Below are 24,443 nucleotides of genomic sequence, written 5' to 3'. Positions count from 1 at the left end.
TCACGACGACTCCCCCTCCTCGGCGGCAGCGTGCCGGTGCTCGCGGACCAGGATCGACGCGCCGGCGTCGTGGGCGGGACAGACCCGGGTGAACTGGCAGTACCCGCAGCCACCGGTGGCCTCGGTGGCGGCGACTTCCTCGTGGACGAGCGTGTGGACACTGCGACGCAGCTGCTCCACGGCGAAGAACGGGGCGTCAGCGGGTGGGGGAACCTGCTGCTGGACCTTGGTGGCGCCCCGGCTCTCCTGGCGCAGCTGGACCAGCTCGGCCCCGGCGGGTGGCGCGTCGCCGGCCAGGTCGCGGGTGGCGCCGTGCTGGACGACCAGCTGGTACAGGCCCAGCTGGGGGTGCTCGGCGAGCTCGTCGCGCGACGGCGAGCCCTTGCCGGTCTTGAGGTCGACGACGTGGACCCCGTCGGCGGACCTCTCGACGCGGTCCATCGAGCCCTTGAGCGCCACGGCGCGCCCCTCGACCTCGATCTCGACCTCGAACGGATGCTCCGCCGCCAGCACGTCGCGCGGGTTGTCGCGGTGCCACTGGACGAAGCGGCCTAGCGCCTGCACCGCCTCGCCGCGTTCACGGTCGCTGATCCACGGCGGGAGGTCGAGCTGGGCCCAGACGTCGTCGAGGTGGGTGGCGAGCTCGTCGGCGTCGGGCTCGCGGCCCGAACGCACGACGTCGGCGGCGATGGCGTGCACGATGGAGCCGAAGCCCTGCGCACTCGTGGTGGCCTGCGCGCCGTGGGCCTCGTGGTCGAGGAACCACCGCAACGGGCACTGCATGAGGGCCGAGACCTGGCTGCCCGAGAGCCGCAGGGGTTGGTCGTCGGGACGCCACGGCGCATCGGACTCGGTGCGCTCGGCCAGGCCCCACCAGGCGGACGGGTGCGCCGAGCGACCGGCCGGGTGGGTGGACAGCCGGGCCAGCTGCTCGGCCACGCGTCGACGCTCTTCGGGGTCACGGGTGTGCTCGCCGATGCGGCGCAGCTCGGCCACGGCCGACCGCAGCGACAGTGCTCGGCGCGGCCGGTGCTCGGCCGGCGGAAGGGTCCGCGGGGCCGGGCGAGCGCTCGGGTCGTCGGCTGCCGACAGGTGCGCGTGCAGCTCGCCGACGAAGCGCGAGGGCTGGTCGCCCTCGTCGGAGCCGCTGGCGACCGCCGTGACAACGAGGTGCTCGCGCGCGCGACTGCACGCCACGTAGAACAGGCGGCGCTCCTCGGCCACCGCCTCACGCACCGACGGGTACGGTCCGAGGCCATCGCGGGTCAGGCGGTCGGGCTGCAGCAGGCTGCTGCGCAACCGGGTGTCGGGCCACTCGCCGTCCTGCACCCCGGCGACGACCACGAGGTCCCACTCCAGGCCTTTGGAACGGTGCGCGGTCATGAGCTGGACCCCCGACACGAGGTCGGTCGCCCCGGTGAGCGTCCCGGCGGGGATCTGCTGGGCCTCGAGGGCGCGCACGACCTCGCGGACACCGCGGTGCGCCTGGCGCTCCTCGGCACGGGCCGCCTCGGCGAACAGGGCGCACAGCGCGTCGAGGTCGTGGTGCGCACGCGCCGCACCGTCGCCACCGCCCTCGGCCTCGGCGCGCAGGCGGGCCGGCCACGACGTGCCGTCCCACAGCTCCCACAGCACCTCCTCGGCGGAGGCGCCGCCGCGCACGAGGGCGACGGCAGAGGCCAGCAGCCGGGCCACGCGACGGGCGGCGTCGACGGCCGACGCCGCCGGGCCCTCGACCACCAGCGTGTCGAGCAGGTGGGGGTCGGCCAGCGCCTCGGCGAGCAGCACCCGCGACGCACGGGGCGAGCCGTTGCGGGCGGTGTCGTCGGTGCGCAGCACCCGACCGAGCCGACGCAGCGCGGCAGCGTCGAGACCGCCGAGAGGTCCGGTGAGCAGCGCCGTGGCGGCCTCGGGGTCGAGGGCGTCGTGGTCGATGAGGGCCTGGGCGGCGTGCAGGCCGGCCAGCAGGGCACGGACCGCCGGCTCCACGGCCAGCGGGAGCTCGTCGCCCGCCACGTCGACGGGGACGCCTGCGGCGCTGAGCGCCCGGTGCAGCCGGTCGAGGTGGGGGGCCGACCGCACCAGGACGGCCATGCGCTCCCACGGCACCGGCGGCTCGGCCGCCAGGTGGGCCTCGCGCAGCAGCAGCGCCACGTGCTCGGCCTCGGCCGTGGCCGACGTGAAGGTGCGCACCTGCACCTCACCCGTGCGCGACGGGTCGGTGGCCGGCGACCGCAGGGCCTCGAAGCGGTCGGCGTCGAGCGCTCCGAACACCCCACGGTTCTCGACGACCGACCTGACGGCGTCGGCGATCGCCGCGCCGTAGCGGTTGGTGCGAGCCAAGGTGAGCGCCGGGGCCGGCCCGCGGACGGTGGCGAACCGCTCCCCGAAGTCGAGCGTGCCGCGCACGTCGGCCCCACGGAAGCCGTAGATGGACTGGTACGGGTCGCCGACCACCACGAGGTCGCGACCGTCTCCGGCCAGGCGCCGGAGCAGCTCGACCTGCAGGGGGTCGGTGTCCTGGAACTCGTCGACCACCACGAGCCGGAGCCGACGCCGCCACCGGTCGCGGCACTCCGGGTCGCCCAGCAGGCGGACCGCGTGGTGCACGAGGTCGGTGTGGTCGATGGTGCCCTCGAGAGCGGCCACACCCGTGACCTCGTCGAAGAACAGCGACGCCGCCACCCAGTCGGGTCGGCCCGCCGCACTGCCGATGTCGTGCAGGTCGACCGCGTCGAGTCCCTGGGCCCGCGCCGCGGCGAACAGGCGCTGGAGCTCGGTGCTCATGCCGCGCGTGCGCAGCGCCTGGCGCAGCGGGACCGGCCAGCTCTCGGGGTCGGTGCCGTCGAGCAGCTCGGCCAGCCGGGCGTCGTGCTCGGGCGCGCTGAGCAGGGTGACCGGCCGACGGAACTCCTCGAGGTCCTGCTCGGCCCGCACGAGGGCGTAGCAGAACGCGTGGAAGGTCATGGCCGAGGTGGCGGAGGTGGTGCGGGCCAGCCGGCGCCCGATGCGGGCTCGGATCTCCTGCGCGGCGGCGCGGCTGAACGTGAGGACGAGCACCTCGTCGGCGCGGACCGCCCCGGACTCCACGCGCTGGGCCACGAGCTCGACCAGTGTCGTGGTCTTGCCGCTGCCGGGGCCGGCGAGCACCTGGAGCGGCCCACCGGTCGTGGCGACGTGGTCGAGCACGGCCTGCTGGCTGGGGTCGAGCACCACGGCGGGACCTGCCGATGCCGGACCCCCGGGGCGCTGCAGGCGGTACTCGGTCGTGGTCACACCACCATCTGAGCAGAGACCACCGACACGCTCAGACCGTGCCCTCCGGATCGACGTCGGTCCAGAGCGCCTCGGCCATGTGCACCCGGCCGTTGCGCACGGGCGTCCCCTCGTCGGCCCAGTGCGCCTGCGCCTCGATCATGAGCGGCGGCACCATGGTGCCGTCGGCGCGCGGGACCCGCCACCAGCAGACGGCGTGGCCGTGCGCCGACATGATCCGTCCGACGTAGCGCGGCCCGTAGCCGCCCGCGAGCAGCTCCGCGACGCGCCCGTACGGCAGCACCCGGCCGGGCGGGATCCGCTCCACCAGGCTCAGCACGCGTTCGACGTAGGCCTCGTCCATGGGTCGATCATCGCCGACGTCCGGCCACCGTCGGCCTGGGGCTGCGTCGGTGCGGCTGCGTCGGTGCGGCTGCTTCGGTGCGGCTGGGGCTCGACGTGCGGCTGTGTCGGTGCGGCTGTGTCGGTGCGGCTGGGCCCCGACCTGCGGCTGCGTCGCTCGAGGTGGGCCTTCGGTTGCTGCTGCGTCGCTCCGGGTGGGTCTGGACGTGTGGCTGCGTCGCTGTGGCTGCGAGTCGACCTGCGCTCCGAAAGGGCCTCGACCGGCGGGAGCGTTCGGGGTCGGGTGGGCTCTCGGAGCGTGGCTCGGGTGACGCAAGATTCTGCGTTCGTGCGTCAGGGGCCGAAGGATGCTGCGTTTGCTACGGGATCCCGTAGCAAACGCAGCATCGTTCGGGCTTCTGCGCGCGAAGGCAGAATCTTGCGTGGATCCCGCGCAGATGGAGAATCGTGGCCGCGCCCCGCAGATCCAGCCGAGCCCAGTCCCCCGCTCCGGTCGAGGCCCTTTCGGAGACCGACCCGACGTGGAGCCACAGCGACGCAGCAGCGAGCGAGAACCCAGCCGCGTCCCGCGGACCCACCCGAGCCCAGACCCCCGCCCGGTCAGGCCCTCTCGGAGCCGCCCCGACTCGGAACCACAGCGACGCAGCAGCGAGCGAGAACCCAGCCCCGCCCCGCGGACCCACCCGAGCCCAGTCCCACCGCGCCGGCCGCAGCCCTCTCGGAGACCGACTCCACTCGGAGCCGTGGAAGCGCAGCACCGACGCCACGCGAAGCCCCAGCAGCGCAGCACCGACGCCACGCGAAGCCCCAGCAGCGCAGCACCGGACCCACTCGAAGCCGCCCGCACCTACCCGACGCCGGCGTCGAGCCCCCCGACGCGACGAAGCCGCGAGGCGAGCACCCGAAGGCGCCCACCCCGCGGCTTCGCCACGGGTCCAGCAGATCAGTACGTCGGCTGGCTCGGGTCGATCTGGTTGACCCAGGCCACGACGCCGCCGCCGACGTGCACGGCGTCCTTGTAGCCGGCGCCCTTCAGCACGGCGAGCGCCTCGGCCGACCGCACGCCCGACTTGCAGTGGAGCACGACCTGCTTGTCGTCGGGCAGCTCGGAGAACGCCTTGCCGTTGAGGAAGTCGCCCTTCGGGATGAGGACCGAGCCCGGGATGTGGTTGATGTCGCGCTCGACCGGCTCGCGCACGTCGACGAGCACGAAGTCGCGGCCACCGTCGGCACGCTCCTTCAGCCAGCCGTCGAGCGTGCCCACGGAGATCGTCGAGTCCGCTGCCGCATCGGCCGCCTCGTCACTGATCGCACCGCAGAACGCCTCGTAGTCGCTGAGCAGCTCGGTGGGCAGCACGCCGTTCGGGTCGCGCTGGACCTTGAGCGTCGTGTACCGCATCTCGAGCGCGTCGTAGACCATGAGACGACCGATGAGCGGGTCGCCGATGCCGGTGATCAGCTTGATGGCCTCGGTGACCATGATCGAACCGATCGACGCGCACAGGACTCCGAGCACTCCGCCCTCGGCGCACGACGGGACCATGCCCGGCGGCGGCGGCTCGGGGTAGAGGTCGCGGTACTGCGGACCCTCCTGGGCCCAGAACACCGACACCTGGCCCTCGAAGCGGTAGATCGAGCCCCACACGTAGGGCTTGCCGAGGATGACCGCGGCGTCGTTGACCAGGTAGCGCGTGGCGAAGTTGTCGGTGCCGTCGACGATCAGGTCGTACTGGGCGAAGATGTCGAGCACGTTGTCGGTGTCGAGCCGCTCCTGGTGCACGACGGTCTTCACGTACGGGTTGACCTCCGCCACCGACTCCGCGGCACTCACGGCCTTGGGCCGGTCGATGTCGGACTGGCCGTGGATCACCTGACGCTGCAGGTTCGACTCGTCGACCACGTCGTCGTCGATGATGCCGAGCGTGCCGACGCCGGCAGCGGCCAGGTAGAGCAGGGCAGGGCTGCCGAGGCCGCCGGCGCCGATGACCAGCACCTTGGCGTTCTTGAGCCGCTTCTGCCCGTCCATCCCGACGTCGGGGATGATCAGGTGCCGGCTGTAGCGGCGGACCTCGTCGATGGTGAGTTCGTCGGCGGGTTCCACGATGGGGGCGACCACGGCTGCTCCTCGCAGGGACGGTGATGGGGGTACTCCCGGCTCAACGCCGGGCGTGTCCTCCATTGTTCCCCCGCCGACGTCGACCGCAGGGTGCCGTCCGCCCCCTGGGACGCGCCGTCGTCGCGGCGACGCGCGGAGCGCCCCGACGGGCCCGCGTGGCACGGGGCACTAGGCTGACCGGGTGAGCGAGACCCCCACCCTGCGTCCGCGCGCCGGCCGACTGCCGCGACGCGCCCGACGCGCCCAGCTCCTGGAGGTCGCCCTCGAGGTCTTCGTCGAGCAGGGGTACCACGCCGCGTCGATGGACGAGATCGCCGAGCGTGCCGGAGTGTCCAAGCCGGTCGTGTACCAGCACTTCCCCGGCAAGCTCGACCTCTACCTGGCCCTGCTCGAGAGCTCGTGCGACGAGGTCGTCGACGAGGTCAAGCAGGCGCTCGCCTCCACGCAGGACAACCGTCGTCGCGTCGAGGCCACGATGGAGCTCTGGTACCAGTACGTCGCCGACCAGGGTGCCGCGTTCCGGCTCGTGTTCGAGTCCGACCTCACCAACGACCCCGACGTCCGCGAGCAGGTCGACCGGGTCGTGCGCGAGTCGGCAGTCGCGATCGCCGAGGTCATCCGCGAGGACACCGGCCTGCCGCAGGAGGCCGCGTACCTGCTGGCCGTCAGCCTCGTGGGCATGGGCCACGTCGGCGCCCGCAACTGGCTCTCGGAGTCGTCGGCGCTGTCGCAGGAGGACGCCGTGCGGCTCGTCGCCGGGCTCGCCTGGCGCGGCATCGGCGGCTTCCCCCGCGAGACCAACGACCCCGCCTGACGAGGCACGGCCCGACCGGGCCACAGCTCGTCCGGCACCACCCGCACCACACCAGACATCACGAGAGGACCGACCATGGAGGTCAAGATCGGCGTGCAGAACGCCGCCCGCGAGCTGTCCGTCGAGACCGACGAGGCACCCGAGTCGGTGCTCGCCAAGCTCGACACCGCCCTGAAGGACGAGACGGTCTTCAGCCTCACCGACGAGAAGGACCGCACCGTCGCGGTCCCCGCCGACAAGGTCGCCTACCTGTACTTCACCGCCGACACCGGCCGCAAGGTCGGCTTCGGTGCGGTCACGCAGGAGACCACCTGACGGACCGGGGGCGCGCATGAGCTTCGAAGGCTTCCCCGTCGCGGCGCTCGACTTCTACGACGACCTCGAGGTCGACAACACGAAGGCGTTCTGGGAGGAGCACCGCCACGTCTACGACGCGGCGGTCAAGCAGCCGATGGTCGCGCTCATGGCCCAGCTGGCCGACGAGTTCGTCCCTGACGGCGAGAGCGCGAAGATCTTCCGCCCGTTCCGCGACGTGCGGTTCTCGAACGACAAGACTCCCTACAAGACGCACCAGGGTGCGTTCGTGCCCGTGGCCCCCGCCACGGGCTACTACGTGCAGGTGGGTGCACCGGGCGTGCGCACCGGCGTCGGGTTCTACCACGCCACGCCCGCCCGGCTCGCCTCGTTCCGCGAGGCCGTCGACCACGAGACCTTCGGGACCGGGCTCCAGCACATCGTCGCGCGACTGGAGGGCCGGGGCTGGACGGTCGGCGGCGACGCCGTCAAGACCGCGCCGCGCGGCTGGTCGGCCGACCACCCGCGCATCGACCTGCTGCGCCACCGCACGCTCACGCTCGGGCGCGACCACGGCTTCGAGCCGTACGTGCACACCGCCGAGCTGCTCGAGCGCGTGCGCGAGGACTGGCGCACCGGACGGACGTTCCTGGACTGGGTGCTCACCCACGTCCGCGGCTGAGCAGGTGTCCGCTCAGGCGGCCAGGCCGAGGCGCGCCATGCGTCCCCCGCGCTCGGCCCATCCCCTGCCCCGAACGAGCGCGGACCAGCTCAGGCGGCCAGGCCGAGGCGCGCCATGCGTTCGGTGTGCGCCTCGGTGATCCGGGTGAACATGCGCGAGATCGCGGTGAGGTCCAGCCCGGGCGTCTCGATGCCGCCGACGAGCACGGCACTCAGCGCGTCGCGCTCGGCGACGAGCGTCTGGGCCTGGCGCAGGGCCTCCCCCATGAGCCGACGTCCCCAGAGCGCGAGGCGGCCGCCGACCCGGGGGTCGGCCTCGATCGCGGCGCGCACCTGGTCGACGACGAACTCCGAGTGGCCGGTGCCGCTGAGGGTGTCGACCACGATCTCGCGGGTCACCGGGTCGAGGTAGGCGGCGATCTCGCGGTAGAAGTCGGCTGCGAGCCCGTCGCCGACGTAGGCCTTCACGAGGCCCTCGACGAAGTCGGCCGGACGCGTCTTGCGGTGGAAGTCACCGAAGGTGGCCTCGAAGGGCTCCATGGCGGCGAACGGGTCCTCGCCCATCTCGACGAGGCGGTCGCGCAGGACCTCGAAGTGGTCGAACTCCGCCGCGGCCATCGTGGCCACCTCGACCTTGCTGCTCAGGTCGGGCGCCATCTGGGCGTCGGCGACGAGTCGCTCGCACGCGCTCAGCTCGCCGAAGGCCAGCACGCCGAGCAGCTCCACGACGCCGCGGCGGTACTCCGGATCGTCCAGGGCCGAGGGCGCGGGGGCCTCCGGAGGGGGGCCCGAGCGGCCTGACTTCGCGTTCTTCGCCATGCGCCGCAGCGTAGCGCGCTGGGGACCCGCCGCCGCCTGTGTGCCGCCGCAGGGGCCGAGACGGGTAGACTGGCCGTGCCCTTGGGGCCGTATCTCCGTCGTGAGGTCTCGGACGCACCGTCGTCGCCGACACACGACACGTATCGAGATCCCTCTCTGTTCCCTCACGAAGACGAGTACCTGTGACCACGTTCACCGATCTGGGCGTCATGCCCGAGATCGCCGACGCGCTCGACGCGGTCGGCATCAGCAGCCCGTTCCCCATCCAGGAGATGACCCTCTCCGTGGCCCTCATGGGCACCGACCTCATCGGTCAGGCCCGTACCGGCACCGGCAAGACGTTGGCGTTCGCCATCCCGGTCATCCAGCGCACCGTCGCGCCGCACGACGCCGACTACGACCAGCTGGCCGCCCCCGGCAAGCCCCAGGCCCTGGTCGTGGCCCCGACGCGAGAGCTCGCGCTCCAGGTCGCCAACGACTTCAAGACGGCCTCGGACAAGCGCGGTACCCGCAACATCACCATCTACGGTGGCGTCCCCTACGAGGGCCAGCTCGACGCGCTCGAGAAGGGCGTCGACATCGTCGTCGGCACGCCCGGCCGCATCCTCGACCTCGCCAACCGTGGCGCGCTCGACCTCTCGCACGTCAAGTCGCTCGTGCTCGACGAGGCCGACGAGATGCTCGACCTCGGCTTCCTGCCCGACGTCGAGTCGATCCTGGCCAAGACCCCCGAGACCCGCCAGACGATGCTGTTCTCGGCGACCATGCCGGGCGCCATCGTGTCGCTGGCGCGCAAGCACATGCGCCACCCGATGAACATCCGGGCGGAGTCGCCGGAGGAGAACGACACGGTCCCGGCCACGGCGCAGTTCGTCTGGCAGGCGCACGAGCTCGACAAGGCCGAGGTCATCGCCCGCATCCTGCAGGCCGACGACGTCCAGCGAGTCATCATCTTCACGCGCACCAAGCGCACCGCCCAGCGCGTGGCGGACGACCTGATCGACCGCGGCTTCCCCGCCTCGCCGCTGCACGGCGACATGGCGCAAGGCGCGCGCGAGAAGGCGCTGCAGGGCTTCCGCGACCACAAGGTCGACGTGCTCGTGGCCACCGACGTCGCCGCGCGCGGCATCGACGTGGCCAACATCAGCCACGTCATCAACTACAACTGCCCCGAGGACCACAAGACGTACGTGCACCGCATCGGGCGCACGGGTCGCGCCGGCGCCTCGGGCATCGCCGTCACCTTCGTCGACTGGGCCGACCTGTCGCGCTGGAAGCTGATCAACGCCGAGCTGGACCTGCCGTTCGCCGAGCCCCAGGAGACGTACTCCACGTCGGACCACCTGTTCCACGACCTGGGCATCGACCGGTCGGTCAAGGGCCGGCTCAAGCCGCCGTCGCCCAAGGAGCCCCGCAAGGACGGCGACCGTGGTCGCGGCGGCCAGGGCGGTCGCGGCCAGGGTGGACGCAGCCAGGGCGGGGACCGCAACCGCGGCTCGGACCGCCGCCGCTCCGACGATCGCCAGCAGAACGGTTCCGGCCAGAACCGTCCGGCCCAGGATCGACCGGTGCAGAACGCCCCGGCCTCCGGCGACACCGGCCAGGGTGGCGAGGGCAAGGAGGGCGGCGCGAGCCGCAACCGTCGCCGTCGTCGCACCCGCAGCGGCCAGCGCGTCGAGGGTCAGGGCTCCGGCGCCCAGGGCGGCACCGAGGCGACGGCCTCCGCGCCGCGCTCGTCCGACTGACGCACGACCCGACGCGAAGGGGCCCCACGCACGGCGTGGGGCCCCTTCGGCGTTCTCGAGCGGTCAGAGCAGGCTCTTGGCCACCTCGCGGTAGGCCTCGGCTCCCTTGTGGTTCGTGTGCACGCTGAGGATCGACCGCCCGATGGCCGGGGCCTCGGCGAACCGGATCGACTTCGGGATCGGCGGGCTCAGCACGGGCAGCTCGAACTGCTCCTCGATGGAGGCGAGCACGGCACGGGCGTGGTTGGTGCGGCCGTCGAACATCGTGGGCAGCACGCCGGCGACCTCGAGCTCGGAGTTGATGAACTGCTTGACGTCGTGGACGGTGTCGAGCAGCTGCAGCACGCCGCGGTGCGAGAGGGTCTCGGCCTGCAGCGGGATGACGACCTTCTGCGACGCCGACAGCGCGCCCACCGTGAGCACGCCGAGGGTGGGCGGGCAGTCGATGACGACGAGGTCGTAGTCGTCGGCGACCTTGTCGAGCGCCACCCGCAGCCGCTGCTCGCGGCCGGTCCGGCTCACCAGGGCCTCCTCGGCCTGCGTCACCGTGACGTTGCTGGGAAGCAGGTGCATGCCGTCCTCGGTGACCACGATGGCGTCGGCCGGCTTGGCCTTGCCCAGGAGCACCTCGCCGACGGTCACGTCGAGGTCCTCGGGGTCGATGCCGAGGGAGAACGTGAGTCCGCCCTGCGGGTCGAGGTCGACGAGGAGGACTCGTTTGCCGAGCTCGGCGAACGCCGCGCCCAGCGATGCCACGGTGGTCGTCTTGCCGACGCCACCCTTCTGGTTCACCACGGAGATCGTCGTCGTCACGGGGTCATCATGCCACCCGTCGGGGCCCTGCGACCCCAGCGTCCTGACCCGTGGTCACGTGGCATGCTGACGGTATGACCCGAGCCCTCGTCACCGGTGCCACCGCAGGCATCGGCCTCGCCTTCACCCGTGCCCTCGCCGCTCGCGGCCACGACGTCGTGCTGCTCGCCCGCGACGGCGACCGGCTCGAGCAGGTGGCCGCCGAGGTCCGCACGAAGCACGGGGTCCGGGCCGACGTCGTCGTGGCCGACCTGACCACGCCCGAGGGCCTCTCCGCGGCCGAGGACGCGCTCGCCAGCAGCACCTCGCCCGTGGACCTGCTGGTCAACAACGCCGGTGCCTCGCTGCCCGGCTGGTTCGGCACCACCGACATCGCCGACGAGGACCGTCAGCTCGACCTGCTCGTGCGCGCCCCCATGCACCTCATGGACGTGGCCATCAAGGCCATGGCCGGGCGGGGCCGGGGCAGGATCGTCAACGTCTCGAGCGTGGCCGCGTTCACGCCACGCGGCACCTACTCGGCCCACAAGGTCTGGCTGGTCAACCTGTCGCGCTGGGCCGACTGGCAGTACGCCGACGCCGGGGTCCGCGTCATGGCCCTGTGCCCGGGCTTCGTGCGCACCGAGTTCCACCAGCGGGCGAACATGGACGTCTCGGGCGTCCCGCGGTGGATGTGGCTCAACGCCGACAAGCTCGTGAAGGCGGCGCTGTCGGACCTCGACAAGGGCAAGTCGCTGTCGGTCCCGAGCCTGCGCTACAAGGTGCTCGCCACGATCTCGCGGTACGCCCCCACCTCGATCGTCGCCCGGATCGCCAAGCGCGGTCGATGAGCACGCCCCGCACGCTGGAGCTCCCGCCGGGGGTCGAGGCGTCCGTCGTCCGCACCGCACGCGGGGAGGTCGCCGTGCACCGGGTCCGAGCCGACGGCGGCGGCGCGCGGGGCCACGTGCTGATGGTCCCGGGGTGGACCGGCAGCAAGGAGGACTTCACGCCGATGCTGCCGCTGCTGGCCGACGCCGGGTTCGACGCGACGGCGTACGACCAGCGAGGTCAGTACGAGACCGTGGCCGACGAGGCGGACGACTTCAGCCTCGCGGGCCTGGCCACCGACGCAGCGGCGCTCGCCGCCGAGGTCTCGTCCGGCCCGTCGCACCTGCTGGGCCACTCCTTCGGCGGCCTGGTGGCGCAGACCGCCGCGGTGGACCACGTGGGCGCCTGGACGAGCCTGAGCCTGCTGTGCACCGGACCCGCCGCGCTGGGATCGACGCCCGGACGTCCCCTCGAGCGTCTCGTGGCCGAGCTGGACGGCCCGGCCACGATGGCCGAGGTGTTCCGTGCGCTGAAGGGCCCCGCGCTGGGCGTGAACCCGCCGGCCGTCGAGGCGTTCCTCCTCGACCGCTTCGAGCGGAACTCCCGAACCGGTCTGCGGGCATTCACCCAGCACCTGGTCGACGCCCCGGACCGCGTCGCCGACGTGGCCGCCACCGGTCTGCCGGTGTGGGTGGGTCGTGGTGCGGGCGACGACGCGTGGCCGCATGCTGTGCAGGACGACATGGCAGCCCGGCTCGGCACCACCGTCCACGTGGTGGCCGGTGCCGACCACTCCCCCGCCGTCGAGAACCCCGTCGGCCTGGCGGCCGCGTGGCTGCCCTTCCTGGAGGAGACGTCATGACCGACGAGCCCGTCACGCGTGGATTCGTGGGACGCCGGCGCCCCGCGCAGTCCGACCGCCTCCCTCCCGGGCAGTACGACACCGGGCGGCTGTGGCCGGTGCTCTCGGCCGAGCCGACCCCCGCCGTCGACCGGGACCGCTGGGAGCTCACGGTCGACGGAGCCGTGCTGGAGTCGCACACGTGGGACTGGGCCGCACTACGGGCCCTGCCGCACGCGACGACGACGGTCGACATCCACTGCGTGACGACCTGGTCGCGCTTCGACACCCCGTTCACCGGGGTGAGCGTCGAGACTCTCCTCGACGTGTGCGGGGTCGCCACCGGCGCCACGCACGTGGTGGCGCACTCGCGCACCGGCTACACGACGAACCTCCCGCTCGACGACGTGCGCGCGGACCGCGCCTGGGTGGTCTGGGACGCAGACGGCTCTCCTCTCACCCCGGAGCACGGCGGACCGGTGCGGCTGCTCGTCCCGCACCTGTACTTCTGGAAGTCCGCCAAGTGGCTGACCCGCCTCGAGCTGCTCGACCACGACGAGCCGGGCTTCTGGGAGCGCGGCGGCTACCACGACCGTGGCGACCCGTGGCGCGAGCAGCGCTACCAGGGCGACCCGTGACGGCCGCGACACCCTCGGTGCCGGGCGACGTGACCGGCTGGCAGCTGGCGACCGTGCGCACGGTGGACCATCCGACCCAGGGCTTCGTCCGGCTGCGCCTGGAGCTGCCGGAGCCGGCCTCTCATCGCGCCGGGCAGCACTACGTCGTGCGCCTGCGCGCCGAGGACGGCTACACCGCGCAGCGGAGCTACTCGACGGCCGCGGCGCCGGGTGACCCGCTCGTGGAGCTCATGGTCGAGCGGATGGACGACGGCGAGGTCTCGGGCTTCCTGCACGACGACGTGCGCGTGGGCGACACGTTCGAGGTGCGGGGACCGATCGGCCGCTGGTTCACGTGGGACGGCTCCACGCCGGCCCTGGCGTTCGCGGGCGGCTCCGGGGTGGTGCCGATGGTCTCGATGCTGCGCCACGCGATCGGCACCGGTGCTGCGGAGGCGCTGCGGGTCGTCGTGGTGGCGAAGTCCCTCGCCGTGCTGCCCTACGCCGACGAGCTCCGCGCCTCGGGGGCGTTCGTGGCGCTCACGCGGGAGAACCTGGGGTCGCGCGTCGCAGCTCCCCCGTACCCGGACGAGGTGGCTCCTCTGCTCGACGGCGTCGAGGCGGCGTACGTGTGCGGGTCCGTCGGCTTCGTCGGCTATGCGACCCGTCTGCTGCAGGAGCAGGCCTTCCCCGCCGACGCGATCCGCGTCGAGCAGTTCGGCGAGACGGGCTGAGCAGCTCCTAGCGACCGCGCAGGACGCTGCGGACGGCGCGTCGGGCGATCGGGCCGAGCCCGTCGAGCAGCTCGGCCACGGGACGCAAGCGCGCGAGGGGGTCCTCGACCGTCGAGGCGTCGACCGTCCGCGTCGGCTCCATCAGCTCGATGCCGACGAACGCCGACGACGCGAGATCGGTGAGCACGTCGGCGTCGAAGAGCTCGCCGACGGGCGACGTCTCGAGCAGGCGCTGCAGCGCGGGTCGGACGGCGGCCGACCACATTCCGATGGCCTCGCCGGCCGCTGCCGCGAGCGCCGGGTTGCCGTGCGAGGCGGCGAGCACCTGCGCCAGCACCGCGACGTTGCCCGCCTCGCGCTCGTCGGCCCGGACGCGGTCGGCGACGTCGAGGAGCGCGCCGAAGCTGGTCACCGTGGCCAACGCGTCGCGGTAGCGGTCGACCCGCTCGGCGGTCGTGACCCGGCACGCCTCGGCGACGAGCCCGTCGACGGTGCCGAAGTGGTAGAACACGAGCGCCTGGTTGACCCCGCCGGTCGTCGCGATCGTGCGCGCCGACAGCTTCGCGATCCCCTGCTCACGGATCGTCTGCATCGTGGCGTCGACGAGGCGTCGACGCGTCTGCAGCGTGCGGGGGTCGTCGCTCACGTCACGAGCCTATCGGCGAGCGACGCCCGAGTCGGCGCCGCGCCGCGCGCCCTCGGCGACGGTTCACACCCGGGTCTGCTCGCGGTACGGACGCACGGCAGCCGGGACGGTCGAGGCGTCGACGAACGTGGTCGTGAAGCGGCCGTGGTAGCCGAACACCGGACCGACCACGTCGTGGTGCACCTCCACCCGGATGCGGTAGCACTGCTCGCTCTCGTCCCAGTGCTCACGCACGACCGCGCGTCCGCACACGAGCGGGTGCATCCGCAGGCTCACCGGGCCCTCGTGCAGCCGCATCGCCGAGCTCTCGATGCGCAGACCGCCCCCTCCCGGGACGGTGTCGTCGACCGAGAGGTCGAGGTCGGCCGCGACGTGCTGGTGGGTCCCGAGGTAGTCGACGACGACGTCGCGCCCCGGGCCCCGCGAGGAGTCGAGCACCATCGTGGCGTCGAAGCGGCGACGCCGCCCCGGTGCCACCTCGAACGTGCGGACGAACGTGACCGTCTCGCGACCGTGGTCGTCGAGGTAGGGGTAGTTCTCGATCGTGAAGGGGATGCCGCGGCCGGTCTCGGGGAAGAGCAGGTTCCGACGGGCTCCGAGGCGCAGGAACGGGGCCACGACCGGCCGTCCGCGCCACACCTCGTCCATGACGCCGCGCCCCACGCACGCCCGTCGGTCGGTCGCGTTCACGCCGAACCGCTCCTGCATGCGCGGGTGCAGCCGGTGGAAGTCCGAGCCCATGGCGCGGGCGAAGATCGAGACGTCCGGGCTGGTCGCCGGCGCCGGGGTGTCGGCGACGGGCCGGAGCTGGGTGACGGTCATGCGAGGACCTCCTCGGTCCGGGTCGTGGCCAGGTGCCAGGACCAGGTCGTGCGGCGGGCGGACGGTCGCCACGGCAGCGGCGGAGCGGTCCAGGCGAGCGCACCGCCGACCAGAGTGGCGGCGAGGGCGGGCACGGCTCCGAAGGACAGGCCCAGGAGGCCGACGAGCGTCACCAGGGCGAGGCGGGCGCCGGCGTCGAGCAGCGCGACGGCCACCGAGACCTCGGGTGCGATCCCGCGATCGGCCCAGAGCCGCAGCCTGTCGAAGGACCATGCCGTGCCCCAGGCCATGAGGGGGCGGAAGACGCGGTCGACGCCGCCGCCGCGCGCCCGGTAGTCGTAGCCGGTCTCGAACGACGTGCCGGCGGGTCCGTGGTCCCCGAGCAGCGGGCGGTACCGCCAGTAGCCGGACCCGACCACGATCGGCGACAGCGGGTTCGGGCACGCGAAGGTGAGGGCCGACGTCGCGCCACCGTCGGCGGAGCGTCGCTCCCCCGCGTGCGTCCCGGTGCCGCGGACCCCGAACCGCCGATAGCTGAACTCGCCCGGCACCGTCGGCTCGATGCGGCCGAAGCGCACGTCCCACCGCGAGTGCTGCGCCGGGTCCTGCGTGAGCGCCCACAGGCGGTCGACGGCGGAGCGGGTCACCACGGCCACATGGATGCCGTGGCGTGGAGTGCGGGGTGGGATCATCGTTCCTCCTGGGTCTTGAGCAGTCGCTCAAGAGCACGATGACACATTTTGAGCGGATGCTCAAGTAGTTGTTGATGCTGCGTCTGCCCGTGCGCTGTCCAGGCTCGGCGGCGGGTTCGCGTGCTCGCTGCTGCGTTGCCGCAACCCCGAGAGGAGCCGGCCTCCGAAAGGGCCTCGACCGGAGCGGGCCGCCGGGCTCGGCCGAGCTCGCGGGTCGCAGGTCACGCGGGACGGGCAGAGATTCTCCCTTCTCGTGGAACGGTCCACGAGAAGGGAGAATCCCTGCCCCGACCCCGCCCCAGCCCCGCGCGCCCGGCCGACCCAGGACCCCTCCGCCGGTCGAGGCCCTTTCGGAGCGCAGGCCCAGTCCCACCCGCGCCGACGCACCAGCAGGACGAGACCTAGCCGAACCGACGCACCCACAGGCCGGGAATCAGCCGAGCAGGCGCTCGTACTCCGCGGGATCGGTGAGGTTGGCGCCGAGGTGGAAGGCCGAGCTCTTGCCCGTGCCGTGGTAGTCGCTGGATCCGGTGACCACGAGGTCGAGACCCCTGGCGATGTCGCGCAGACCGCGACGCGACCACTCGTCGTGGTCGACGTGGTCGGCCTCGATGCCGTCCAGGCCCGCCGCGGCGAGCTCCTCGAACGCCGCCGACGTGAGCACCCGGTCACTCCCCCGCGACCACGGGTGCGCCACCACGGCCCTGCCGCCGGCCGCCTTCAGCAGCCCGATCGTCTCGAGCAGCGGCGCGGCGTAGCGCCCGACGTACGCCTTCCCGCGACTGTTCAGCCAACCCTGGAAGGCCTCGTCGCGGTGGCCGATGTAGCCCTTGGCGACCATCGCGTCGGCCACGTGGGGACGCCCCGAGGCCGCAGCCGACCCCGACTGCAGCGCGACGTCGGCCTCGGTGATCTCGATGCCGTGCTCGGCCAGCCTGGCCAGGATCCGCGGGAGCCTCTGGTCGCGGCCGTCGAGCACCCGGTGCAGCTCCTCCACCAGCGGGGGGTGGTCCGGGTCGAAGCCGTAGCCGAGCAGGTGCACGCTCTCGCCCTGGAACGTCGTGGAGATCTCGATGCCGGGGACCACGACGACGTCGAGACCGTCGGCGGCCGCGAGCGCCTCCTGCCATCCGGTGGTCGCGTCGTGGTCGGTCAGCGCGACGACGTCGAGCCCGGCCTGCGCGGCGTTCCGCACCAGCTCCGTGGGCGAGTCCGTGCCGTCCGAGCGGTGGGAGTGGGTGTGGAGATCGATCCTCACGATGGCCAGACTAGGGCGTGGCCGTGACGTTCCAGCGCTGGACCACCGGCTGGCCCCGGTCGTCGCCCAGCACGGAGTAGGTGGCGGTGTCGAGGTCGAAGATCCGGCCGTCCGGCACCGGCAGGCCCAGCCAGCGTGCGGCGAGCACCCGCAGGCTGTGCCCGTGGGCGAAGACCAGCGCACGCCCCTCGGTGGCCCGCACCCGCGCCACCACGCGGTCGAGGCGCCCAGCCACGTCCTCGGCGCTCTCCCCGCCCGGCACGGGGTGGCTCCAGATGGTCCAGCCCGGCACCTGCTCGCGGATCTGCGGCGTCGTCAGCCCCTCGTAGTCGCCGTAGTCCCACTCCGCCAGGTCACCCTCGACCGTTGCCTCGCCGAACCCGGCGAGCGCTGCCGTGCGGCGCGCCCGCAGACGAGGGCTCGTGAGCACGAGGTCGAAGTGCTCGTCCGCCAGGACCGGGGCCAGGGCTCGTGCCGTGGCCTCGCCTGCAGGGGTGAGCGGCAGGTCCGTCGTTCCCGTGTGCTTGCCGACGGCGCTCCACTCGGTCTCGCCGTGCCGGACGAGGAACAGCGTGGCGCCCATCAGCGCGGGACCAGGACCCACAGGTCGAGGTCGAGCAGCACGCCGTCGGCGTACTTCCCGTCCTCGCCGCGCAGGGTGGTGCTCTCGTCGCGGCCCTTCGTGGCCACCAGGCGCAGGCGGAGGGCTCCGACACCCGTCCCCTCCCAGGCGGCGGGCGTGGCCTTGTCGAGCACCTCCGACCACGCGTACACGGTGTCACCGGCGAACGCCGGGGCCACGTGGGAGCCGGCGTTGATCGCCGCCACCAGCTGCGCGTTGGCGAGCCCGTTGAACGACAGCGCACGGGCCATCGAGATCACGTGTCCGCCGTAGACGAGGCGCTTGCCGTCGGGGCGGGCCTCGGTGTTGAAGTGGACCTTGGCGGTGTTCTGCCACAGGCGCGTGGCCATCATGTGCTCGGACTCGCTCAAGGTCACGCCGTCGACGTGGTCGATCGTCTCGCCCACCGTGTAGTCGTCGAAGCGGTGCGGCTCGCCGGCGGCCGACGTGTCGTAGTGCGTGAGGTCGAGACCGGCCGGGAGCACCAGGTCGTCGGGGGCGACGGCGTCGGCCACGGCGGGGACCACCGTCTCGGGGGCCGGCGCGTCCGCGTCCCGCTTGTGCACCATGACCCAGCGCACCCAGTCGAGCGCGACCTCTCCCCGCTGGTTGGTGGCCGTGGACCGCACGTAGACGACACCGGTGCGACCGTTGGAGTTCTGCTTGAGGCCGATGACCTCGGAGCTGGTCCGCAGCGTGTCGCCGGTGACCACGGGCCGGTGGAACCGGCACTCGGCGTACCCGAGGTTCGCCACGGCGTTGAGCGAGACGTCGGGAACCGTCTTGCCGAAGGCCACGTGGAAGGCGACGAGGTCCTCGACCGGGTGCGGCGCCAGGCCGACCGAGGCGGCGAACTCCGCCGACGACGGGATCGCGAACCGCGTCGGGTAGATCGCACCGTAGAGGGCGCGGTCGCCGTCGGTGATCGTCCGCGGGGTGGCGTGCTCGATCACCTGCCCGACGCTGAAGTCCTCGAAGAAGTTGCCGGGGTTGGTCTTGGTCATGGCTCTCCTGGTTCGCGTCCCGTCGGCCTCGACGAGACGTGGGACGTCGCGGCGCTCGTGCCGCGGGGGGGTCAGACGAACGGGTTGGGGCGGGCACCCGGGAGGTCGGCGATGAGCTCCTGCGCCTCGGCCCGGTGCTTGTGCTCGACCATCACCTCGTACTTGGTGGCGACGACGCTGCTGACCGAGCTGAAGTCGCGCCGGCCCCGAGTGGCCGCGTAGCCGAGCAGGGCCCACACGACGCCGAAGACGATCCCGATGCCGAGACCGCCGACGACGGTCTGCAGCCACGTGCTCTCCTCGCTGAAGATGCCGAGCAGGAGGCCCACGAGCACACCCAGCCAACCGCCGGAGGCCGCTCCAGCGCCGGCGACGCGGCTGGTCGTCAACCGCCCGGTCACCCGCTCGACCTGCTTGAGGTCGGTGCCGACCACGAGCAGGTTCTGGACCGGGAACTCCTTGTCGGAGAGGTGGTCGACGACCTTCTGGGCGGTGGCGTAGTCGTCGTAGACGCCGAGCGACTGGGGGAACTCGAGCGAGAAGAGTCCCTGGTTCACGGGAGGCATGCGGTCAGTCTAGGCCGCGGCCCACCGCGCGCCCCGTGGTCGCCGTCCGGTGGTCACGACCAGCTCGAGCGCAGCAACGTCACCACGTCGAGCGGCGTGGTGCCGTACGCCGACACCAGGGCGGCCGTGCCGACGTCCGAGCCGGCCGCGACCACGGTCGACGGGCCGAACCACCGCGCCCAGGCCTGCTCGAACGCTCGCCGACGTCCGGCGTTGCGGCCGAGCTCGGCGGGGACCCCGAACCAGGTCCGGGCGACGGGACTGACCCGCCCGAGCAGCACCCGCCAGCCGGCTCCGACGGTCGGCGAGGGTGCCTGGTGCCGCGCAACGAGCCACCGTGGGGCGACGACCGGTCCCAGGAGCTCCTCGACCAGGTCGACGAACAGCGACGACGTCGACGCGTCCGCGTCGAGCTCGAACCGGTAGGTGCCCGTGGCATCGACCACGGCCCGCACCCCGACCGCGCCGGGGCCGCCGAGCCCGGCGGCCGCCATGGCGTCGGCCACCACCCACGCATGGGCGGCCAGCCCGGGGTCACGAGACGCCTCCCGCGCCGCGTCCCACGGCGACCACCGCACCGACCGACCGGTCCCGGCGACGCCTGCCTCGCCCATCCGCGCCCAGGGCGGCGTGGGGGCCTCCACGGTCCGCGGTGGCTCGGCCTCCCTCGACGGACCCTCCTCCCGGACCCGGATGGCTCGCCGCACCTCGTCGCGGTACGCCTCCCCCACCCGCCAGCGTGCGCGGATCACGTCGCGCTCGGCCGTCCGCTGGGCCATGTCGAGCGTGACCACCGGGAAGAGGTCGGTCTCCGGCGGCGCGAACGGCGAGAACCGCGCATCCACGTGGGCGACCCCGGAGACCACCTGGCCGTCGTCGTCCACGCCGAAGTAGCCGTCGTGCTTGCGGACGAAGCGGCGCCAGTCGGAGTCGCCACCGGGGTGGTCGGGTGCCACGCAGACCACGCTCCACGTCGTGGCGACCTTGTCGGGCCACGTCGGGTCGACGCGCAGGGCGCGGCCCCGGGTCTGCGTCACGGCCGACGTGGTCGACGCCGTCGACAGGTCGACGAGGGTCGAGACCCGGGGTGCGTCCCACCCCTCGCCGAGCAACGCTCGGGTGCCCACGAGCACGTCGCAGTGCCCCGCCTGGAAGGCACGGGTCACGAGCGGCACCCACCGTCGGCTCGACCACGCGCCCACCAGCCGGTGGAACCGGCCCTCGAGGCCGGGCAGCGGCTCCGTGGCCAGGTCGAGGCCCGGGTCCAGCCCACGGAGCACCTCGACCAGCCGGCGAGCGTGCTCGGCGCCGGCCGCGACGGTGCGCCCGGTGAGCAGCACCGGCTCGAACCCCGCGTCGAGCAGGGCGTCCATGACCTCCAGCGCCGAACCGTGCTCGGCCGGCGCGTCGCGCAGCACGAGCGACGACGTCGGCGAGGCGCGCTCGTGGTCGCACACCACCACGGCCCGCAGCCGGTCGCCGAGGGCGGACCGCTCGGCCAGCAGCACCTCGGCCGCGGCGCGCATCTTGTTGGCACTGCGCGACAGCACGCGGTCCACCGCGGACCCGGCCCCGCTCACCCCGCGGCGCGTGACCCGGAACCCGATCCCCGGCATCGCCTTGCGCAGGTCCTCGATGACCGAGCGGTCCTGGTCGAGCTCGCTGCGGGCCAGGCAGCCACGCACCCAGTCGTCGACGAGCCGCGCCCAGTCGTCGGCCGTCAGGTCGGCGCGGTGCTGCTCGCGCAGCACCGCGCCCTCGGGAAGGTCGAGCAGCCCGGCGGCGACGAGTCGCAGCACCGAGGTCGCCAGCTCGGGCTCGTCGCGCTCGAACGTGGCCCACGGGACGGGGAGCTCCCCGATCCTCCGGTCGAACCAGACCAGCAGGGGCACGGACCCGTACCCGGGGCTCAGCAGCTCGGTGGTCAGCTCGGCGAACCTCGTCGCCGAGGACGCGAGCCACGCCTCCTCCTCGTCCGAGGGGCGGGTCAACCAGGCCAGCTCCGCGAACGGTGCGAGGACACCCTCGCGAACGGCCGCAGGGATCGACGCCTGGTAGACCACGTCACCGAACAGCTCGTCGACCTGCTCGGCCTGGCGACGGCTCAGGACGCCGGGCGGGGTGGCCGTGAGACCGAGCACGAGCACGTCCTCCAGGGGGTCGAGGACCTCGCGGAGCAGGGCTCCCCACACCTCGAGCAGGTGGTGGCACTCGTCGAGCAGCACCGTGAGCGGCCCGGCGTCCCGCAGCGCGGCGACGAGCGCCCGCCCGTTGTCGTGCAGGCGGTCGACGAGGCTGCCCTCGTCCCCGTCCTCGTCCTTGTCCTCGTCCTCGTCGGGCGAGAACGAGGCGAGCGACTGGTAGGTGAGCACCGTGACGTCGGCCGTCAGGTCCCGCTCGGCACTCGCGGGCCCTCGTCCGTACCGCTCCCAGGTGGCGATCCACTGCGCCTGGATGGCGGTGTTGGGGGCGAGGACGACCGCCCGCCGCCCCTCCGCGGCGAGGCGTGCCGCCACCAGCTCGGTGCCGAGGACCGTCTTGCCGGCCCCGGGCGGGAGCGACACCCAGTACCGACGTCGGCCGGCCACTCGCGCCCGCTCCACCGCGGCCAGGGCCTCGGCCTGGAAGCGCCGCAGGACGAAGGGATCGGGCATGGCGTCCTCTGCGGGTCGGGAAGGTGGTCGCGGTCTGCCAGCGTAGGAGCCGGGCCGCCCCTTCGCCCGACCGCTCAGGCCACGGGCACGTGACGACCCAGGAACGCCAGCTCGTCGCGCACCGTCGTCTCGAACTCCTCGCCCACGTAGATGTCGAAGTGGCCGGTGTCGCGGCGCACCACCTCGCCGCGGGGGGCCTTCGCGACGTGCTTGAGCGTCGCCTTCGCCGGCGCCACGGTGTCGCGCTCGCAGACCACGAACAGGGCCGGACAGGCAAGACGGCGGGCACGGGTCCCGGGGCGCCCGGTGGCGATCGAGAGGGCCACGCGCGCCGCGACCTCGTTGCGGAAGGTCGAGCCGTCCTCGACCAGCGCGAGGTAGCCGGGGACGGCGTCCGGCGCGGTCATGAGCGCGACGGTGCCCGGCTCCCCCGCGAGGGGGATGGTCCGAGGGGGACGACGGAACCACGAGCCGACCAGGTCGCGAAGCGCCCTGACCGTGACCCGCAGGGACGTCAGCGGGCGCACGGCGAGGCTCGACGCCAGGCCGTCGGTGTACGGGCACTGCGACACCACGGCAGCCAGGCGCGGGTCCTGCGCACCCACGGCGATGACGTGCCCACCGGAGAACGAGGACCCCCACAGCACCACCCGTTCGGGGTCGACGCCCGGCAGCGTCCGCGCGAACGCGACCGCCGCCGCCCAGTCCTGGCGCTGGCGCCGGACCGAGAGCAGCTGGCGCGGCTCGCCGCCGCTCGCCCCGAAGTGCCGGTAGTCGAACACCAGGCACACGTAGCCCGCCTCGGCGAAGCGCTCGGCGAACGCGTCGAGCCGCATCTCCCGCACGCCGCCCAGGCCGTGGGCCATGACGACGACCGGGCCGCCGGGGTCGCCGTCGGGTCGGTACACCCAGGCCGCGCAGGACGTCCCGTGCGACGTGAACGTGACGTCCTCGCGCTGCGTCATCGGACCGTCGCCCCGCTCAGAGCTTGTAGTCCTTGAGGAGCGCCCGGCCGATGATCATCTTCTGGATGTCGGACGTGCCCTCGCCGATCAGCATGAACTTGACCTCGCGCATGAGCCGCTCGATCTCGTACTCCTTGGAGTAGCCGTAGCCGCCGTGGATGCGGAAGGAGTCCTCGACGACCTCGTTGGCGTACTCGCTGGCGAGCATCTTGGCCATACCGGCCTCGACGTCCATGCGCTTGCCGGTGTCCTTCAGCCGGGCCGACCGGACCATCATGGCGTGGATCGTCTCGACCTTGGTGGCCATCTCGGCCAGGCGGAACAGCACGGCCTGGTGGTCGGCGATCTGCTTGCCGAAGGTCTTGCGCTGCTGGGCATAGGCGATCGCGAGCTCGAAGCCCCGGATCGCGAGACCGCAGGCGCGGGCGGCGACGTTGACGCGCCCGACCTCGACACCGTCCATCATCTGGAAGAAGCCCTTGCCCGGCTCCCCGCCGAGGATCTGGTCGGCCGAGATCTTGTGGTCCTCCAGGATGAGCTCGGTCGTCTCGACGCCCTTGTAGCCCATCTTCGCGATCTTCCCGGGCACCGTGACGCCCTGGGCCGTCTCGCCGAAGCCCGGCTCCTTCTCGACCAGGAACGTGGTCATGTTCTTGTAGACCGAGTCCGCACCCTCGTCGGTCTTGCACAGCGTCGCCACGAGCGTGGACGTGCCGCCGTTGGTCAGCCACATCTTCTGGCCGGTGATCGAGTAGGAGCCGTCGTCGGCCTTCGTGGCCTTGGTCGAGATGGCCGAGACGTCGGACCCCAGGCCCGGCTCGGACATGCTGAACGCGCCTCGGACCTCGCCGGTGGCCATCTTCGGCAGGTACTTCTTCTTCTGCTCCTCCGTGCCGTGCTGGATCAGCAGGTAGGCGACGATGAAGTGGGTGTTGATGACGCCCGAGACGCTCATCCAGCCGCGGGCGATCTCCTCGACCACGAGCGCGTACGTCAGCAGCGACTCCCCCAGCCCGTCGTACTCCTCGGGGATCGTCAGGCCGAAGACGCCGAGCTCCTTGAGTCCCTCGATGATCTCGGTCGGGTACTCGTCGGCGTGCTCGAGCTCCTGGGCGACGGGGATGATCTTCTCGTCGACGAACTCGCGGATCGTCGAGAGGATCGCGGTCTGCTCCTCGGTGAGGCCCTCGGTGCTGGCAAGACGTCCCATGCGTGCTCCTGAGTCTGGTGGGGTGACGTCCTGACCATACCGATCGGTAACGTCGCGCACCGCCCGACCTCGGGTGACCCACGGCACGTCGCCGCTGCGAGT

Annotated in this window: 23 protein-coding genes; 8 read left to right on the top strand and 15 right to left on the bottom strand. The window is 72.7% G+C overall.

What is annotated here, in order from left to right; genetic code table 11:
* The 3 genes from RQG84_RS08880 to moeZ all read right to left on the bottom strand — a co-directional run bounded on the left by RQG84_RS08880 (position 1) and on the right by moeZ (position 5,734).
* The gene (locus RQG84_RS08880; RefSeq protein WP_311209743.1) at positions 1–3,276 is read right to left on the bottom strand and encodes an ATP-dependent DNA helicase; all 3,276 of its coding nucleotides are present in this window, start codon (positions 3,274–3,276) and stop codon (positions 1–3) included.
* A 31-nt stretch (positions 3,277–3,307) separates the two neighbouring features.
* The gene (locus RQG84_RS08875) at positions 3,308–3,619 is read right to left on the bottom strand and encodes an MGMT family protein (protein WP_311209742.1); all 312 of its coding nucleotides are present in this window, start codon (positions 3,617–3,619) and stop codon (positions 3,308–3,310) included.
* 942 nt (positions 3,620–4,561) lie between these two features.
* The gene (gene moeZ, locus RQG84_RS08870; protein ID WP_055966622.1) at positions 4,562–5,734 is read right to left on the bottom strand and encodes an adenylyltransferase/sulfurtransferase MoeZ; all 1,173 of its coding nucleotides are present in this window, start codon (positions 5,732–5,734) and stop codon (positions 4,562–4,564) included.
* Between the two features lie 181 nt (positions 5,735–5,915).
* Here moeZ and RQG84_RS08865 point away from each other — a divergent pair, with 181 nt between their 5' ends.
* The 3 genes from RQG84_RS08865 (at position 5,916) to RQG84_RS08855 (ending at position 7,524) form a co-directional block, all read left to right on the top strand.
* A complete protein-coding gene (locus RQG84_RS08865; protein ID WP_055966618.1) occupies positions 5,916–6,548 on the top strand; it encodes a TetR/AcrR family transcriptional regulator in 633 nt (210 codons plus the stop codon).
* Positions 6,549–6,623: 75 nt separating this feature from the next.
* The gene (locus tag RQG84_RS08860) at positions 6,624–6,863 is read left to right on the top strand and encodes a DUF3107 domain-containing protein (protein WP_055966615.1); all 240 of its coding nucleotides are present in this window, start codon (positions 6,624–6,626) and stop codon (positions 6,861–6,863) included.
* 16 nt (positions 6,864–6,879) lie between these two features.
* Complete coding sequence (locus RQG84_RS08855) at positions 6,880–7,524, top strand: DUF2461 domain-containing protein (protein ID WP_311209741.1); 645 nt, start codon at positions 6,880–6,882, stop codon at positions 7,522–7,524.
* 89 nt (positions 7,525–7,613) lie between these two features.
* Here the strand turns inward: RQG84_RS08855 and RQG84_RS08850 are convergent, their stop codons facing one another.
* The gene (locus RQG84_RS08850; RefSeq protein WP_311209740.1) at positions 7,614–8,342 is read right to left on the bottom strand and encodes a ferritin-like fold-containing protein; all 729 of its coding nucleotides are present in this window, start codon (positions 8,340–8,342) and stop codon (positions 7,614–7,616) included.
* Positions 8,343–8,524: 182 nt separating this feature from the next.
* Here RQG84_RS08850 and RQG84_RS08845 point away from each other — a divergent pair, with 182 nt between their 5' ends.
* The gene (locus RQG84_RS08845) at positions 8,525–10,087 is read left to right on the top strand and encodes a DEAD/DEAH box helicase (RefSeq protein ID WP_396135264.1); all 1,563 of its coding nucleotides are present in this window, start codon (positions 8,525–8,527) and stop codon (positions 10,085–10,087) included.
* 63 nt (positions 10,088–10,150) lie between these two features.
* Here RQG84_RS08845 and RQG84_RS08840 read toward each other — a convergent pair whose 3' ends face one another.
* The gene (locus tag RQG84_RS08840) at positions 10,151–10,900 is read right to left on the bottom strand and encodes a ParA family protein (protein ID WP_055966605.1); all 750 of its coding nucleotides are present in this window, start codon (positions 10,898–10,900) and stop codon (positions 10,151–10,153) included.
* A gap of 74 nt (positions 10,901–10,974) precedes the next feature.
* Here RQG84_RS08840 and RQG84_RS08835 point away from each other — a divergent pair, with 74 nt between their 5' ends.
* From RQG84_RS08835 to RQG84_RS08820, 4 genes are read left to right on the top strand one after another with little or no spacing between them, the layout of a single operon-like run.
* The gene (locus RQG84_RS08835; RefSeq protein WP_311209739.1) at positions 10,975–11,730 is read left to right on the top strand and encodes an SDR family oxidoreductase; all 756 of its coding nucleotides are present in this window, start codon (positions 10,975–10,977) and stop codon (positions 11,728–11,730) included.
* Entirely contained in the window at positions 11,727–12,572 is an 846-nt protein-coding gene (locus tag RQG84_RS08830; RefSeq protein ID WP_311209738.1) for an alpha/beta hydrolase, read from the top strand. The genes RQG84_RS08835 and RQG84_RS08830 overlap by 4 nt, the downstream gene beginning before the upstream one ends.
* Complete coding sequence (locus tag RQG84_RS08825) at positions 12,569–13,189, top strand: sulfite oxidase-like oxidoreductase (RefSeq protein ID WP_055966596.1); 621 nt, start codon at positions 12,569–12,571, stop codon at positions 13,187–13,189. Before RQG84_RS08830 ends, RQG84_RS08825 begins: the two co-directional genes overlap by 4 nt.
* Positions 13,186–13,902: an FAD-binding oxidoreductase gene (locus RQG84_RS08820; protein ID WP_311209737.1), complete on the top strand. Its 717-nt coding sequence runs from the start codon at positions 13,186–13,188 to the stop codon at positions 13,900–13,902. Before RQG84_RS08825 ends, RQG84_RS08820 begins: the two co-directional genes overlap by 4 nt.
* 7 nt (positions 13,903–13,909) lie before the next feature.
* On the opposite strand, the gene RQG84_RS08815 is transcribed toward RQG84_RS08820, so the two are convergent.
* From RQG84_RS08815 to RQG84_RS08770, 10 genes are all read right to left on the bottom strand, one after another.
* Positions 13,910–14,548 (bottom strand): TetR/AcrR family transcriptional regulator, encoded by a 639-nt coding sequence (locus RQG84_RS08815; protein WP_311209736.1) that lies wholly within the window; start codon positions 14,546–14,548, stop codon positions 13,910–13,912.
* Positions 14,549–14,611: 63 nt separating this feature from the next.
* Positions 14,612–15,370 (bottom strand): DUF4166 domain-containing protein, encoded by a 759-nt coding sequence (locus RQG84_RS08810; protein ID WP_311209735.1) that lies wholly within the window; start codon positions 15,368–15,370, stop codon positions 14,612–14,614.
* On the bottom strand, positions 15,367–16,062 hold the full coding sequence (locus tag RQG84_RS08805) for a hypothetical protein (protein WP_311209734.1): 696 nt from the start codon (positions 16,060–16,062) through the stop codon (positions 15,367–15,369). The genes RQG84_RS08810 and RQG84_RS08805 overlap by 4 nt, the downstream gene beginning before the upstream one ends.
* A gap of 433 nt (positions 16,063–16,495) precedes the next feature.
* Positions 16,496–17,320 carry a PHP domain-containing protein gene (locus tag RQG84_RS08800; protein ID WP_311209733.1) on the bottom strand — a complete coding sequence of 275 codons (825 nt, stop codon included), beginning with the start codon at positions 17,318–17,320 and terminating at the stop codon, positions 16,496–16,498.
* A gap of 10 nt (positions 17,321–17,330) precedes the next feature.
* On the bottom strand, positions 17,331–17,903 hold the full coding sequence (locus RQG84_RS08795; protein WP_311209940.1) for a histidine phosphatase family protein: 573 nt from the start codon (positions 17,901–17,903) through the stop codon (positions 17,331–17,333).
* Positions 17,903–18,946, bottom strand: coding sequence for a MaoC family dehydratase (locus RQG84_RS08790; RefSeq protein WP_311209732.1), 1,044 nt, complete (start codon positions 18,944–18,946; stop codon positions 17,903–17,905). Before RQG84_RS08790 ends, RQG84_RS08795 begins: the two co-directional genes overlap by 1 nt.
* 71 nt (positions 18,947–19,017) lie before the next feature.
* Entirely contained in the window at positions 19,018–19,512 is a 495-nt protein-coding gene (locus RQG84_RS08785; protein WP_311209731.1) for a general stress protein, read from the bottom strand.
* Between the two features lie 53 nt (positions 19,513–19,565).
* Positions 19,566–22,166 (bottom strand): DEAD/DEAH box helicase family protein, encoded by a 2,601-nt coding sequence (locus tag RQG84_RS08780; RefSeq protein ID WP_311209730.1) that lies wholly within the window; start codon positions 22,164–22,166, stop codon positions 19,566–19,568.
* Positions 22,167–22,240: 74 nt separating this feature from the next.
* Entirely contained in the window at positions 22,241–23,131 is an 891-nt protein-coding gene (locus RQG84_RS08775; RefSeq protein ID WP_311209729.1) for an alpha/beta fold hydrolase, read from the bottom strand.
* A gap of 16 nt (positions 23,132–23,147) precedes the next feature.
* Entirely contained in the window at positions 23,148–24,341 is a 1,194-nt protein-coding gene (locus RQG84_RS08770; RefSeq protein WP_055966574.1) for an acyl-CoA dehydrogenase family protein, read from the bottom strand.
* Between the last annotated feature and the right edge of the window lie 102 nt (positions 24,342–24,443).

It is taken from the genome of Aeromicrobium sp. WCS2018Hpa-31 (genome assembly GCF_031843905.1).
In the GTDB taxonomy this organism is placed as follows: domain Bacteria; phylum Actinomycetota; class Actinomycetes; order Propionibacteriales; family Nocardioidaceae; genus Aeromicrobium.
The sequence above is the reverse complement of the archived record's forward strand: the minus strand, read 5'-3'. Positions and strand labels throughout refer to the sequence as shown.

Coding starts and splice junctions, on each gene's coding strand:
- RQG84_RS08875 (WP_311209742.1), bottom strand. CDS start 3,619: ATGGACGAGGCCTACGTCGAACGCGTGCTGAGCCTGGTGGAGCGGATC.
- RQG84_RS08860 (WP_055966615.1), top strand. CDS start 6,624: ATGGAGGTCAAGATCGGCGTGCAGAACGCCGCCCGCGAGCTGTCCGTC.
- RQG84_RS08855 (WP_311209741.1), top strand. CDS start 6,880: ATGAGCTTCGAAGGCTTCCCCGTCGCGGCGCTCGACTTCTACGACGAC.
- RQG84_RS08850 (WP_311209740.1), bottom strand. CDS start 8,342: ATGGCGAAGAACGCGAAGTCAGGCCGCTCGGGCCCCCCTCCGGAGGCC.
- RQG84_RS08835 (WP_311209739.1), top strand. CDS start 10,975: ATGACCCGAGCCCTCGTCACCGGTGCCACCGCAGGCATCGGCCTCGCC.
- RQG84_RS08830 (WP_311209738.1), top strand. CDS start 11,727: ATGAGCACGCCCCGCACGCTGGAGCTCCCGCCGGGGGTCGAGGCGTCC.
- RQG84_RS08825 (WP_055966596.1), top strand. CDS start 12,569: ATGACCGACGAGCCCGTCACGCGTGGATTCGTGGGACGCCGGCGCCCC.
- RQG84_RS08810 (WP_311209735.1), bottom strand. CDS start 15,370: ATGACCGTCACCCAGCTCCGGCCCGTCGCCGACACCCCGGCGCCGGCG.
- RQG84_RS08805 (WP_311209734.1), bottom strand. CDS start 16,062: ATGATCCCACCCCGCACTCCACGCCACGGCATCCATGTGGCCGTGGTG.
- RQG84_RS08795 (WP_311209940.1), bottom strand. CDS start 17,903: ATGGGCGCCACGCTGTTCCTCGTCCGGCACGGCGAGACCGAGTGGAGC.
- RQG84_RS08790 (WP_311209732.1), bottom strand. CDS start 18,946: ATGACCAAGACCAACCCCGGCAACTTCTTCGAGGACTTCAGCGTCGGG.
- RQG84_RS08785 (WP_311209731.1), bottom strand. CDS start 19,512: ATGCCTCCCGTGAACCAGGGACTCTTCTCGCTCGAGTTCCCCCAGTCG.
- RQG84_RS08780 (WP_311209730.1), bottom strand. CDS start 22,166: ATGCCCGATCCCTTCGTCCTGCGGCGCTTCCAGGCCGAGGCCCTGGCC.
- RQG84_RS08775 (WP_311209729.1), bottom strand. CDS start 23,131: ATGACGCAGCGCGAGGACGTCACGTTCACGTCGCACGGGACGTCCTGC.
- RQG84_RS08770 (WP_055966574.1), bottom strand. CDS start 24,341: ATGGGACGTCTTGCCAGCACCGAGGGCCTCACCGAGGAGCAGACCGCG.